This window comes from Rossellomorea marisflavi (assembly GCF_009806575.1).
Classification (GTDB): domain Bacteria; phylum Bacillota; class Bacilli; order Bacillales; family Bacillaceae_B; genus Rossellomorea; species Rossellomorea marisflavi_A.
The window spans coordinates 1,086,456-1,098,750 of sequence record NZ_CP047095.1 but is presented as its reverse complement, the minus strand read 5'-3'; the positions used below and the strand labels follow the sequence as shown (position 1 = coordinate 1,098,750).

15 protein-coding genes are annotated in these 12,295 nt (G+C 51.2%); 6 read left to right on the top strand and 9 right to left on the bottom strand.

Annotated features, from left to right (window positions below):
• Nucleotides 1-153: 153 nt before the first annotated feature.
• The 7 genes from D5E69_RS05760 to D5E69_RS05730 form a co-directional block, all read right to left on the bottom strand.
• Nucleotides 154-837, bottom strand: coding sequence for an alpha/beta fold hydrolase (locus tag D5E69_RS05760; protein WP_148796030.1), 684 nt, complete (start codon nucleotides 835-837; stop codon nucleotides 154-156).
• A gap of 19 nt (nucleotides 838-856) precedes the next feature.
• Nucleotides 857-1,411, bottom strand: coding sequence for a 2'-5' RNA ligase family protein (locus D5E69_RS05755; RefSeq protein WP_048005256.1), 555 nt, complete (start codon nucleotides 1,409-1,411; stop codon nucleotides 857-859).
• A 24-nt stretch (nucleotides 1,412-1,435) separates the two neighbouring features.
• Complete coding sequence (locus tag D5E69_RS05750) at nucleotides 1,436-2,425, bottom strand: serine hydrolase domain-containing protein (RefSeq protein WP_048005257.1); 990 nt, start codon at nucleotides 2,423-2,425, stop codon at nucleotides 1,436-1,438.
• Nucleotide 2,426: 1 nt separating this feature from the next.
• Nucleotides 2,427-3,401 (bottom strand): serine hydrolase domain-containing protein, encoded by a 975-nt coding sequence (locus tag D5E69_RS05745; RefSeq protein WP_148796032.1) that lies wholly within the window; start codon nucleotides 3,399-3,401, stop codon nucleotides 2,427-2,429.
• Nucleotides 3,402-3,413: 12 nt separating this feature from the next.
• Nucleotides 3,414-3,881, bottom strand: a complete 468-nt coding sequence (locus tag D5E69_RS05740; protein WP_048005259.1) for an NUDIX hydrolase — start codon at nucleotides 3,879-3,881, stop codon at nucleotides 3,414-3,416.
• A 12-nt stretch (nucleotides 3,882-3,893) separates the two neighbouring features.
• Nucleotides 3,894-5,012 (bottom strand): DNA polymerase III subunit beta, encoded by a 1,119-nt coding sequence (dnaN, locus tag D5E69_RS05735; RefSeq protein WP_159129397.1) that lies wholly within the window; start codon nucleotides 5,010-5,012, stop codon nucleotides 3,894-3,896.
• Nucleotides 5,013-5,138: 126 nt separating this feature from the next.
• Nucleotides 5,139-5,405, bottom strand: coding sequence for a SunI/YnzG family protein (locus tag D5E69_RS05730; RefSeq protein WP_148796038.1), 267 nt, complete (start codon nucleotides 5,403-5,405; stop codon nucleotides 5,139-5,141).
• Between the two features lie 133 nt (nucleotides 5,406-5,538).
• Here D5E69_RS05730 and D5E69_RS05725 point away from each other — a divergent pair, with 133 nt between their 5' ends.
• Nucleotides 5,539-6,063, top strand: coding sequence for a histidine phosphatase family protein (locus tag D5E69_RS05725; RefSeq protein WP_148796040.1), 525 nt, complete (start codon nucleotides 5,539-5,541; stop codon nucleotides 6,061-6,063).
• Between the two features lie 32 nt (nucleotides 6,064-6,095).
• On the opposite strand, the gene D5E69_RS05720 is transcribed toward D5E69_RS05725, so the two are convergent.
• Nucleotides 6,096-6,368 carry a hypothetical protein gene (locus D5E69_RS05720; RefSeq protein ID WP_187427112.1) on the bottom strand — a complete coding sequence of 91 codons (273 nt, stop codon included), beginning with the start codon at nucleotides 6,366-6,368 and terminating at the stop codon, nucleotides 6,096-6,098.
• Between the two features lie 292 nt (nucleotides 6,369-6,660).
• Between D5E69_RS05720 and D5E69_RS05715 the strand changes: the two genes are divergently transcribed.
• Genes D5E69_RS05715 through D5E69_RS05700 form a run of 4 tightly spaced genes read left to right on the top strand, consistent with a single transcriptional unit; the run spans nucleotide 6,661 to nucleotide 9,533 of the window.
• Entirely contained in the window at nucleotides 6,661-7,095 is a 435-nt protein-coding gene (locus D5E69_RS05715) for a type IV pilus modification PilV family protein (RefSeq protein WP_148796042.1), read from the top strand.
• Nucleotides 7,092-7,514, top strand: coding sequence for a PilW family protein (locus D5E69_RS05710; protein ID WP_159129396.1), 423 nt, complete (start codon nucleotides 7,092-7,094; stop codon nucleotides 7,512-7,514). Before D5E69_RS05715 ends, D5E69_RS05710 begins: the two co-directional genes overlap by 4 nt.
• A gap of 6 nt (nucleotides 7,515-7,520) precedes the next feature.
• A complete protein-coding gene (locus D5E69_RS05705; RefSeq protein WP_159129395.1) occupies nucleotides 7,521-8,972 on the top strand; it encodes a DUF7305 domain-containing protein in 1,452 nt (483 codons plus the stop codon).
• A gap of 60 nt (nucleotides 8,973-9,032) precedes the next feature.
• Complete coding sequence (locus D5E69_RS05700; protein WP_048005266.1) at nucleotides 9,033-9,533, top strand: VanZ family protein; 501 nt, start codon at nucleotides 9,033-9,035, stop codon at nucleotides 9,531-9,533.
• A 37-nt stretch (nucleotides 9,534-9,570) separates the two neighbouring features.
• Here D5E69_RS05700 and D5E69_RS05695 read toward each other — a convergent pair whose 3' ends face one another.
• Complete coding sequence (locus tag D5E69_RS05695) at nucleotides 9,571-10,863, bottom strand: helix-turn-helix domain-containing protein (protein ID WP_159129394.1); 1,293 nt, start codon at nucleotides 10,861-10,863, stop codon at nucleotides 9,571-9,573.
• A gap of 159 nt (nucleotides 10,864-11,022) precedes the next feature.
• On the opposite strand from D5E69_RS05695, the gene D5E69_RS05690 reads away from it, so the two are divergent.
• Nucleotides 11,023-12,261, top strand: a complete 1,239-nt coding sequence (locus tag D5E69_RS05690) for an MFS transporter (RefSeq protein ID WP_048005268.1) — start codon at nucleotides 11,023-11,025, stop codon at nucleotides 12,259-12,261.
• The last annotated feature ends 34 nt before the right edge of the window (nucleotides 12,262-12,295 follow it).

Here is a 12,295-nt window from a genome sequence, read left to right as displayed (position 1 = left end):
CTATGATTCTAGTTTAAGAATAGAAGATTTTTCCTGATAAGCAAAGATGGTTTTTTGGATGAGTGGTCATAAGGAGGGCTTATCAATATCTGTTCTATGCATAACAATTTAAGAAGAAAAGGGATTCCAACTACCTGGAATCCCCCTTCCCCTTTACCGTTTCTTCTCTAAAAATGCACGCAAAATTTCATTGTATACTTTAGGACAGTCCATATTGGCAATATGGCTGCCACCCGGGATGAGCCCCGTCTCGATGGCCGGGTTTGCCTTCTTCATGAATGCGACGGCATCGACTTCGTGGGGGTCGATGCTTCCGTTCAGGATGAGGGCCGGGACCGACAGAGCGGCAAGGTCGGCTGCGCTCACGGAAGGATAGTCGTAGGTCATCCGGTCGAGGACGACCCTCCGGATCTTCTTCCACTTTTCGCCGTGCAGGTTGTTGAAATGTGCGGCCACTTCCGGCTCGTGATCTTCAATGCTGAGGAAATGGCGGTGCTGCTCTTCCATGATGCCTTTCAGCTCATCAGGGATGAATGGTGAATAGCCGGTGATGACGATCCCCTTCATCAGTTCCGGTGTGCGGAGGGCGAGATGGATGGCCAGGGTTGCCCCGAGTGACAAACCGACCACATAGCCTTTTCCGTGCTGTTCAATCTGTTGTTCAACAAAGCGGATGGCGCCTTCTATGTAATCTCCTTGAAGCTCTACGGTTGAATTCCCGTGCCCGGGAAGATCCAGTGCAATGACGTCATAGTCGTCTTTGAACGCTTCGATCTGGTGGGAGAAATGAGCTTGCCCCGTTCCCATGAAGCCGTGAATCAGATAGAGTTTTTCCATGATTGTTCTCCTTTTTTTATCAGACTGTGCGTAATGGCAGGTCGATGAGCGGTTCGTATTGCTTTTTATCCGTATTCAATTCGTACACCCGAATGGAGGTGACATCAAAACGAGGATACGGGACGAGCTCACTTCTAGCCTGGTGTTCCATGACGCCAAGATCCGTTTTTCCTACCCCTTCCCGGATCGATGAGGGATACAGCTCTTTTCCCAGTGTCAGATGCGGTACGAATGCCTCCAGTTCAAAGTACTGCCGGATCTCTTCCGGTGAAGGGGACACAGCCTGGACAATCTCGCGATGAAGATCAAAGAGAGCAGGGGAATGGACAGTAAGATATAGGATGATCCCTCCGAAATAAGCCGGTTCCCCGAGACTTAAGGAAAACGGGCGGAAGCGTGAAACCACCCCCTTCACTTCATCCAGCCACTTCCGGTCAGGCGATAGTCCCCCTTGGGCTTTCAGGGTGATGTGGGGCTCCACCCCTACGTTTCCCATCCACCTGTTCTGAAACTGTTGAACCCTTTCCAGGTACTCTTCTGGGGGCACGATGCCGATAAAGTATTCCTTCTTCACTGTCTTTCCCTCCTTTTCCAAGCGCTATGTTGTGAGTAGTCGGTACACATCACCAATCAGCCCATTCATCTGATGGATGCCCGTATTGCCGTTTGTCATGATGATCCATGCTTTTCCCTCCAATGGCTCGGCGACCATCATGGACTGAAACCCTTCTCCCCAACCGAGGGAAGAAATCTCCTTGGAGTTTCCTTCTCCATCCACGAACACGCCAAGTCCTGCCCAGGATGCGGCGCCTTGCGGAGAAATCATGTCCATCGCATACTCTTTGGAAAATAAGATCCCCTCTCCGTTTAAAGAACGGAAGAGCTCCTTCACGAGTTTCATCAAGTCGGAAGGCGTGCTCCATAGACCCGATGCCGCGGCATACGGATAATGGGGTATCCGGTCCTTCATGACGGAGCCATCGGGCTCGTGTCCAGAGGTCATGGGAAAAGTCGGCTCGTACATGCTTCGCTTCATTCCCAGTGGACGGAACAGGTGCTCTTCGATCGCCGTTTCAAACGGGATATCCAGTACGTCTTCCACCACCTGTTGGACGATGCAATAGCCGGCATCTGAATAGATGAACTCCTGGTTTGGCGGCTTGACTGCCTCAATGCGTGCGGGGCATGCAGGCGTTTCTCCATTAAGGATCTGTGCCATATCAGGGCGGCCTGGATGAATGCCGAAGCTACCTTCAGGATCCTCAATTCCCCCCTGATGACTGAGGAGGTGGCGAAGGGTAACGGGGCCATCACCACTCTTGAGCGACCAGGACCTCAGGTAGTCTTGAACGGGATGATCCAGTGAGAGCAATCCTTGGTGGCATAGCTTCAGTACCAGCATGGAGGTCGCGAATTTGGAAATCGAGCAGGCGTGGAAAAGGGTGTCTTCCGTTATGCTCTCTTTGTCCCTTTGGGCCAGGCCGAGCGAGAGAGTGGAAATGGTTTGGTTGTCCAATATGGTGAGACCCATTCCAGGTACGTAATAGGTTTTCATAAGGTTCGTAATTTTGTTGGTCAGCGTAATCATATCAGCACTCTCCCTTTCTCAACCCTCTCATCACTTCATCCCCGAACCCTTGGATATCCGCCAGATAGTCATATCCCTCATACAAACTATTAAACAATCGAACCGCAACGGCCCGGTACTCCGGGATGACGAGACAGGCGCAGCCGGAGGCACCGAAGATCTGGAAGGAGCCGTCTGGCAGCGTTGCGCCCAGTTCGTTTTGTGGGTGACTGCCCTGTCCTTCTTTCTGCCACCAAAAATAGCCGAAGGACGGTTGCCCGGACCGGTGGACGGGGCTGATCACCTGCCGGATCATTTCTTCCGGAATGATCCGCTTCCCGCTCAGAGTGCCATGGTTTAAATGGAGGTTCCCCCATTCGGCGAGTTCCCTCGCATTCACAAATAGATTGCGGTCCGTCCCGTCGTCGGCGCCCAACCGGATCGTTGGGTATCCGAGGGAAGACACGTCACAGACGAGATTCTCTGCGGCCGCTCCCATCCACCCTGTATGGGTCCATCCCATGGGGTCGATGAGCCGTTCATGAAGGATTTCCCGGATGGTTTGACCCGTTGCTTTCTGTATGATGGCGGCCACGAGGTCCGGCCGCTTCCCTTCCAGTACGGTGCCCGGCGGAGCCACCACTTCTGCCCTTCCTTCCGTCCACTTCAATCCCGTGCTCCTCGTAAGCAGATGTTGAACGGTTGCCTCACCCGGGATTCCGGGAAGGTAGTCCTTCAGGGGATCGTGGAGATGGATAGATCCTTCCTCGATGCAGATGGCGGCGGCCAGGGCGATATAGGTCACGCGGACGGAGTAGACGTTGAAACGCGAAGAAGCATCGATGCTCCTCGCCCCTGTCCGGCCATGATGGAAACCGTCGTACCATTCCTCGACGACCCGGTTATCCTTCATGACCACAAGGGCTGCACCTGATGCTTTCATTCTTTCCTTCATAGTTTTCATATGGGATCTCAGCCCATGAAATGGATCATTCATCCCGCTTCCTCCTCAGCTCACTTCCGGCCTCAGTCCTGCATAGAGATCCACAGGGTAAAGGTCGTCATTCTTCATGTGGTCGATGATGTTCCGCAGGGTAGCGGGTTCTCTGAGATCTGCGTCGTCCATCGCTTCTAGCTCTGCAAGGGTCATCCATTTCCCGTCCTGGATCTCCCCTTCTGCCGGGCGGAAGCTTCCCCCGGTCACCACCCCGGTGAAATGGAACAGGACGATACGGCTGCCTTTTTCACTGATGAACGGATAGACGCCTGTCGTCGAAGTGAGCTGGACGGAGTAGCCCGTCTCTTCTTTCACTTCCCTCCAGGCAGCGTCGGCAATATCTTCCCCTGCTTCGATCCGACCTCCGGGAAAATTCCACTTGCCACTGATCCCGGGCTTATTTTCTTGGATCAGAAACACCTGATCGCCCTGGGTGAGGGTGACGCTGACGACTGCGATCGTATTCGGTACGATATTCATGTTGTCTCCATCCTAGTAGGCCCTGACCGGTGAAATGAGCTGAAGATGGGCGGCATTGCCTTCAGGGCGAATCACCACAGGCTTCATGATGCCCCCGAATTGCAGGGTCACGGTCTCTTCCTTCACTGATCTCAGCGCTTCCATCAAGTACTTCCCGTCGAGGGTCATCTTCATTTCCTCCGCGCCTTCGATCTCGATGATCTTCTGTGATTCTTCGATATTCCCAAGCTGTGTGGCGGCAGATGAAAGCTTCATCCTTCCGTCGTGAATGGTGATGTATACATTATGGTTCTTCCATTCCCCGGCAAAGAGGCACGCGCGGTCGACACCTTTCAACAGCTGCTTCGTCTCCATCTTCACGAGCGTCTCACCGCCTTCCGGAATGAGACCAGATACGTTGGGATACTTCCCATCAATCAAGCGGGAATAGAGGCTGGTTTCACCTAGGCGGCAGTGGATATGATGCTCGTTCATGGCCACCTCCACTGCCTCTGTCTTGCCGTCCCACAGCTTGATGAGCTCCCCGATCGCCTGATACGGGACGATGCATGCCCGTTCGATTTGTTGATCAATCATTGTTTCACGATAGGCGAGGCGGTGTGAATCGGTGGCAACCGATTTCAGCCGCCCCTCCCCCATGGAAATATGTACTCCGGTCAGGACCGGTTTTGCTTCACTTTTCGAAACGGCAAATACGGTCTGCTTCAGCATTTCCATCCACTGGGAGGCATCAAGCTGAAGCGTTTCGCTCCCTTCCATGACGGGAAGCTTCGGATAGTCATCGGAAGGGAAGCCCTTCAACTTCGTCTTGATCTCCCCGCACCGGATATCGGCCGTCGTATCGTCAATCAACTGGAGGTGGATCGGACCCGAGAGCTTCTTGACGATCTCAGCCAAATACCTGGCAGGAAGGACAATCGCTCCCGGCTTCTCAACGTCGAGCCTCCCCGCTTCAGCAGGCAGCTCCCTCGTGATAATCAGGTCGGAATCGCTGCCGACAAGCGTGAGCCCTTCCTCCGTCGCTACAAGATGCACACCCGTCAGCACCGGCATCGGCGTTCTCGTCGAAACCGCCCTCACCACATCTCCCAACGCCTGGTGGAACACCTCACTCATAATCGTGATCTTCACCACAATTCCCCCTCGGAACTTTTCTATTATTCTTACAATTACGCGCAAACATTTCCCTACCCGAACTAGTTTACCAGAAAATGAAGGGGAATATGGATAAATATTACTAGAATCTACATGTATTTTTTATACAGCGGCCTGTTTCATGAGTGTTTCAATCTTATCTTTCATGCCACCATTGCTTGTATAAAGCAGATAGGTTTCGCTCCTGGTCTTGATTACCACCCGGTCGGTGTGGCCGTATGGGAATCCGAGTCTGATGGCCCGTTTTTCTTCCCCAGCATACGTGTCATCCAGCGTTACGTCTGTGATGTCGGAGACGGGGATGTCGATTGTACTGAACTGCCATTTGATGCGCAGATTATGGTGTTTGATTGAAACTTTTGGTTCCATGATGGTCACTCCTTATGCAGAAAAATATAATTGCTAGTTGTATATACGTTCCGAATTGGAGAACGTTCCCAAGAATTCTTAAACATGCTATACTATCAAGAAAAAATTCAGTCAATTCGAAAGGGAGTTACAGATGATCTACGTCATCCGCCACGGCCAAACCGATTGGAATAAAGAACGCAGGATGCAGGGCAGACGGGGCCTGCCCCTGAATGACTACGGTATCGGGCAGGCTCATTCGTTGCGGGACGCCCTAAATGGAATTTGGTTCGACCACGTATTTTCCTCCCCTCAGGAACGGGCACGCCAAACGGCAGAAATCGTATCGGGCAGATCACCCGTGATAGATGAACGCCTGAATGTGATCGATCTCGGGGAAGCAGACGGGGTGCGGCTGGAGGAACTGAAGCGCATCGGCCCGCTTCCCGATCCAGAAGTATATAAGGGCATTGAAGACCCGAACGCCCTGGTCCGCCGTGTGTTTCACTTCATGAACGAGCTCCAAGCGACGCATAGAAGTGAAGAAAACATCCTCATTGCCGGGCATCGCTGTACGACCGGCTGCATCGGTGCCTACTTCAAAGGGATGCCGGAGGACCGGAATATCCTCAACCTCTCCTCCGACACCGGTGGATACAGAACCTATCATTTCGCATAAAGAGAGGGACCTCAATTCGGAGGTCCCTTTCTTTATTCTTCTGACAAATATTCGTCCACTTCCTGTTGCATGACCGCAAGCTTCGACACAACGGTGGGTTTTGGAATCTGATAGTGCTTATCGTATTTGCACATCCTGCATGAGCAGTGCAGTTTTCCCTTTGCCAGTTTCCCCGGATGCACGATGAACGGATGCGGAATATGTTCTTCCCCATCCCTCCCCCACACATTGCGGACGACAAACAATTTTTGTTGGATGACGCGACGACGTTGGTGCCGTGTTTTGGCACGTTTTCGATTCTTCATAGATGAAGACCTCCCTTGAATGGAACCCGCCTGCACGGGGCCTCAAGGTCTGTCCCCTACAGGCAGGTAAGAAGGAAAGGCTTCGCTGCTTCAGTACCTGACATATTTTCTCACGTCCTTTATCCCTATCAGTCTATCATGTTTCGATTCGCGGGCTCAAATCCTATGTAAGGTCCATCTAAAAGTAAATGGCGCACCGGAACCGTCCTCATCCGTTAAAAATAACCCAAAAGACTCACGGTCTATGGTACTATATGAATAGAAAAATACGGAAACAAAGGATGGTCAAACCATGAAATGGATCCTTCAGTACGCGCGGAACGACCGCGGTGTCACCCTTGTTGAAATTCTTGCGTCACTGGTCATCTTAAGCGTCATCTTGGCGGTATTCGTGCCCCTGTTCGGCAACTCCATGACCTCGACAAAAGTGTCGGAGGATATGCTGGATGCCACCTACGTCGCCCAGACGACGATGGAAGAGCTCCACCAGCAGATGACCACGCTGAATGAAACCTCGATCGGCTCATTGAAAAACGTCACCTACCTAAGAAAAGACACAGAGCGCTACTACTATAAAAAAGAAACGTCAGATGCCTATATCGAAATCTCTATCAAAGCACCGGTGGATGGACTATCCAGCGTCCTGGTCAAGGTGTACCCGAATTCCGGGAAGAGCAAGCTCCTCGCTCAGATGGAAACGATCAACCGCTGGGGGAAAACACCATGAAGAAGCTGATCCATAATGAACGCGGTGTCACCCTGATTGAACTGCTGGGGGCCATGGTCGTCCTCGCCATCGTCATGGTCCTGATCGCCAACGTCCAGATCTTTGGACAAAAGCAGTTCGTCAATCAAACGGAACAGGTTTCCCACGAAGCAGATATCAGGCTTGCCATGAACCTCCTGACGAAAGAAATCCGTTCCGCCACTTCGATCTCCGTTACCAACAACACCATCCAGACGGATACAGGCAAGATCGAGCTTAAAGGAAGTACCCTGCAAAAAGGGTCCAAAACAATTGGAGAGAATATCGCCTCCTTCTCCGCTGTCCAACAAGACGGGAATATCACCCTCACCCTTAAGAGCAAGTCAAACGAAAACAAAAAAGCATCCTCATTATCCACGACACTGTACATAAGGAAGTGACCAGTCATGTTTAAAAAATACCTCACAAATGAACGGGGCATGTCCCTCATGATGGTCCTCCTTCTCATGACCGTCCTGACGGTGCTGGGGATGGGTGTGATGAGCATCGTCATCAATAATACGAAGACCACTTCATCCGAACGGGACAATCAATCCGCCTATTACATCGCCGAAGCCGGCATCACCAAGCAAATGAAAGCTGCTGAGGATGCGGCACGTAAGCTTTACCCACTTCAAACGACCGCAGCCGGATTCTACACCAACCTGGAGTCCCAAATCGTGAAAACGACGACTCTCACTGATTTTGCCTCTTCATTCGGAGAGAAGCCTTCAGCCAAAGTGACCATCGCCAAAGTATCGGGTGAAAACCCGCGTCGGTACAAGATCACCTCAATCGGGACCATCGGAAAACGAACCAAGCAGCTGGAGAAGACGTTTACGATCAGCTGGGAGATGAAGGGCGGGCTTCCCCTCAACAAAGACCTGGCCGTTTACACCGATACAACCATTTCCCTTTCCGGTGGAGCCCACATCAAAGGAAATATGGGGACGAATTCCAAGGCCGCAAGCACGATTCGATTCGACGGCGGTGCCGGGATCGATGGGAATATCTATGTACCAAAGGGATCGGAGAATATAGCCATCTACAAACCTGATTATATGAAGGTCCCGCAACCTCAACCATTCAAGGAACAGGCACAGTTTCAGCTACCTCCTTTTCCTTCTTACCCAAGCTACCCGCTTCACCCAAATGTGACAGTGGGAAATGAATACAATAAATACAATGTGATCAATAACGGGGTCCTGCAGGTGGATAACTATCTTGCAGCTGATTATGAACTCAAGCTCAACAGCAATACCGCCTTCAAGGAAATCAAAATGGGCTCCAATTATACCCTTTATATCAATGTCGGAAATACGGACAAAGCCATCGTGGTGGATCACCTCAATGTCCAAAACGGACACATCATCCTGAAAGGGACAGGCAAACTCACGATCTACGTCAAGAATGAGATCAGCATGGGATCCGGGAGCACGGTGAATAATGATGGTGACATCAAGCGCCTGAACATCTACCTTGCTAAATCCACCGCATCATCCAACGTCAAACTGGGAGGCAATCAGAAGATCTTCGGTTCCCTCTATGCAGAAAATGCAGATATCGAAATGAACGGAAGCGGCGGATTTCAGGGTCACATTTTCACAGGAGGAAAGAATGTGACCATCACCGGTGGTGCGCGTGCGTATTCCACCCTCATCTACGCTCCGAATTCGACATTTCAAGTACTTGGAGGTGGTACGGTCAAAGGCATGATCGTTTCCAGGTCGTTTGAAGGAGCTGGAGGGGCAGACGTCATCTATGAATCAATCAATCTCAATGAAGTCCCGTTTGCACCAGGCGGAAGTACCGAAATTCCTGTTGGACTCATCACCTCCGACCCGGTCCGGGAGAAATAAACCTCCCAATACTACTAATAATTGGTATAATAGGCGAGAATCTATTCGGAGGTACCTACCATGAAACGCATCATCAAATCGATTATCATCCTAAGCTTTATTGTCTACATCGCCGTCTGTGTGAACCTGCTTTTCCTTGATCAAAGGACATTCGGGGCAAGTGAGATCACGTACGCCCAGTACATCCGCTTCAGCTCGAATTTCATACCGTTCCGTACGATCTGGAGCTATGTGCAGGCTCTCTTCACGGGGTCTCTTCCCCTCAACATCCCGATCACGAACCTGGGAGGGAATCTCATTGCCTTCCTTCCAATGGGTCTTTACCTGCCACTCCTTTTCCGTAGGATGCGCAGTGTCAAAGCGTTGATCCTCACCATGACCATCATGATCTTGGGTGTAGAATCGACCCAGCTCATCACCAAAACGGGTAGCTTCGATGTGGATGACATCATCCTGAACGTCAGCGGCAGCCTGATCGGCTATTGGATCTTTACGTGGGATTGGGTGCAGAAACTGTTATTCGTATCCAAGGAGAATCCTAAGCGTGGGAAAGCGGCATAAGAAAAGGAACGGGAAGCGTGACTCCCGTTCCTTTTTCTTATAGCTGCTCTTTCCATTTTGCATGAAGGGAACCTTGTGGCTCCTTCATGGCACCGGTTTGATTCATGACTTCTTCATATACGGAAAGGACAAAGTCCTTTGACGGATGGTCAACAAGTGGAAGTACGGCCTCTCTCCCAGCAATCGCTTCTTTCCTGGCTTCTTCTGATTCCCTTTTCCGAAGGTGGATCAGGGCAGTGTAGGCATACGATTCTGCTTTGGTGGCCACGTCATAAGGATGCCGGGCCATGGGATTCTGTACGTGTACTTGAGAAAGATACCCCAGTGCCTTGCCATGCTCACCGAGATGAAAGAAAGCGATGCCCAGATAAAGATGCATATAACTGTCCATCACAAGCTTCATTGCCTTGTCTTTAACGGGTTTCTCCTCATAAAGGGCATGAAGGCCAATGATTTCTTCTGGATTTCCTTCTATTAGATAGGCGTGTAACATCTTTAAAAAGTAATAGGCAAACCGGACTTCTTCTGCATCCGTCATCTGGATGAGCAGCGCCAGACGATCCTCATAGTAGCGGTACCTCTCCATGTCCCCTTGAATCAAGGCAAGATACCCACCGTTTGAAAGGATTTCATGGTCCCGTGTCATATCCCTCGTCCGGGCACTCTCCTGTGCTGCTTCATATAGAAAGTCCCTTCCTGCCTCGCGATTACCGAGTGCCAGGTGAATCCCACCGATGTTGTAAAACACCTTAATCTTTAAGGAGGGGTTATCGATCATCTCAGGCTCATTCTCCATCAACCGTTTGAGTTCCAGGATTGTCTCCAGTGCTTCTTCGTACTGACCGTTCAGGAAATGGAACATGGAAAGATCCCGACGGGTCTCGGTCGCTTTTTGCCTGTGCCCCAGGTTAAGAAAGACACCTTCGGCTTTTTCAATATATTGAGTGGCGCCTGCCTGATCCCCCTTCAGGGCCAATAGATAGGCATACATCTTAAAGACCTCCGCACCGTGGTACGTGTGCGCAATTTCATCGAGATGGGGATGGATCAGGCCGTACACCCGGTCAGGATCGGTAAATCCTTTTTCCGATAAATACTCCTCTACCTGTCTCCAAAGCTCCTTCGTTTCCCCTTCACTTTCCCCGATCAATTCACTGACGCCCACTTCAAGCATCCGGGCAATATGCCGGAGGTTGCCCATGGTGGGGTTGGACTTCCCATTTTCAATCAGGCTCAACATGCTCACCGAAAGTTTATCGCCGGCCACATCAGCCAGTGTTTTCCCTTTTTGCTTCCGGATCTGGCGAATCCTCTTTCCAATCTGCCCCATCACGCGACACCTCCAACTTTAATGATACTCATTATATCACACTCACAATCTCTCTCACTCATAAAAATTTTAATTAAATTCAAATTTTCAGTTCCATTCCTCAGAAAATAGTGGTACGATTTTATCAAACTTAAAAACCATAATCTGGAGGTATTTCCATTGAAGGCTTCCCCTACCAAACGGAACATCGTTCTCATGCTCATCAGCGACGTCACATCCACCTATGGCAGCACGGTGTTCAATCTCGCCATGATGTGGTTCATCTATTCAGAAACGGGCTCAGCCTTCGGGGCGTCCGTCATTGCCGCTTTAAGTACGATTGCCATGGTGGTGGCGAGCCCCCTTGCAGGTGTCCTGGTCGACCGTTTTGATCCTGTGAAACTATTGCGGCTTTCCCTTCTTTCGGCAAGCATCCTTTTGGGTATTCTGTTTTTATCTTCCCTTTATGTGGATGGTCTCACCCTTGTCTTCATCATCTATGCCGTCGTCTTCCTTCTTTACCTTGCCTACAGTATCACGAATCCAGCAGAGAACAAGGTGGTCCCCAATATCGTGAGCAAGGATAAGGTGGCATCCTTGTATGGAATGAAATCCTCCACCAGTCAGCTGTCTTCCCTGGCCGGCAATGCGTCCTCGGGGTTCTTGATCACCTTGTTCTCCCTGGCCGGCAGTATCCTCATCAACTCGGTCGCCTTCCTGTTCTCTGCTTTGGCATTGACATTCATCCGGGTGCTGAAGCCCTTCGATAAAGAAGCACCGGAAGAAGAGCGGCCGTCCATGCGCACCCAGATGCGCCAGGGAATCGAGGCGATCAAAGACCACCCGGTCCTGAAGAGGATTGCCCTCCTTTGTGTCATCATCAACATCGCTTCATTCGGTCCCCTCCTCGTCGTGCTGACGAGCAGTCAGTACGGGGGAAATGCGAAGGATTTCGGTTTCCTGAATTCGGCAGGACTTGTCGGCGGCGTCATTGCCGGGATCATCATCGGGTACATCCAGAAGAAGGTCCGGCCCTCTCTCCTCATGGCGGCAGGCTTTATCTTCTCAGGGACCCTTCTTGCTTCCATGGCCCTGATCCACACCATGTCTATCGCCTTCATCCTCTATGGATCGGCCATGTTCTTCGTCACCACGGCCAATATCATGCTGCAGACGATCATGGCGGTCATCGTCCCTGAGAATCTCCGCGGACGGGTGAACGGGATCCTGACCAGTGCCTCCGTCCTCTTGATCCCGGTGTCCTCCCTATTGATGGGCTGGCTCACGGATCTTGTCGGCGTGTCATGGGTCTTCCTGTTCTGCGGGCTATGGATCGCGGCCATCGGGTGCGTGACGATGCTCATGAAGGATACACGGAATATCGATATCGAAGAATCCCTGGAGAGCTCAACAGCCTAACTGTCCCAAATCGAAAAGGCATGAACCGGTCGAC

Bases quoted from the DNA above. Each gene is read 5' to 3' on its own strand.
- D5E69_RS05730 (WP_148796038.1), bottom strand. From the start codon at position 5,405: ATGGAACCAAAAGTTTCAATCAAACACCATAATCTGCGCATCAAATGG.
- D5E69_RS05740 (WP_048005259.1), bottom strand. From the start codon at position 3,881: ATGAATATCGTACCGAATACGATCGCAGTCGTCAGCGTCACCCTCACC.
- D5E69_RS05715 (WP_148796042.1), top strand. From the start codon at position 6,661: ATGAAATGGATCCTTCAGTACGCGCGGAACGACCGCGGTGTCACCCTT.
- D5E69_RS05695 (WP_159129394.1), bottom strand. From the start codon at position 10,863: ATGGGGCAGATTGGAAAGAGGATTCGCCAGATCCGGAAGCAAAAAGGG.
- D5E69_RS05725 (WP_148796040.1), top strand. From the start codon at position 5,539: ATGATCTACGTCATCCGCCACGGCCAAACCGATTGGAATAAAGAACGC.
- D5E69_RS05710 (WP_159129396.1), top strand. From the start codon at position 7,092: ATGAAGAAGCTGATCCATAATGAACGCGGTGTCACCCTGATTGAACTG.
- D5E69_RS05700 (WP_048005266.1), top strand. From the start codon at position 9,033: ATGAAACGCATCATCAAATCGATTATCATCCTAAGCTTTATTGTCTAC.
- D5E69_RS05705 (WP_159129395.1), top strand. From the start codon at position 7,521: ATGTTTAAAAAATACCTCACAAATGAACGGGGCATGTCCCTCATGATG.
- D5E69_RS05745 (WP_148796032.1), bottom strand. From the start codon at position 3,401: ATGAATGATCCATTTCATGGGCTGAGATCCCATATGAAAACTATGAAG.
- D5E69_RS05750 (WP_048005257.1), bottom strand. From the start codon at position 2,425: ATGATTACGCTGACCAACAAAATTACGAACCTTATGAAAACCTATTAC.
- D5E69_RS05720 (WP_187427112.1), bottom strand. From the start codon at position 6,368: ATGAAGAATCGAAAACGTGCCAAAACACGGCACCAACGTCGTCGCGTC.
- D5E69_RS05760 (WP_148796030.1), bottom strand. From the start codon at position 837: ATGGAAAAACTCTATCTGATTCACGGCTTCATGGGAACGGGGCAAGCT.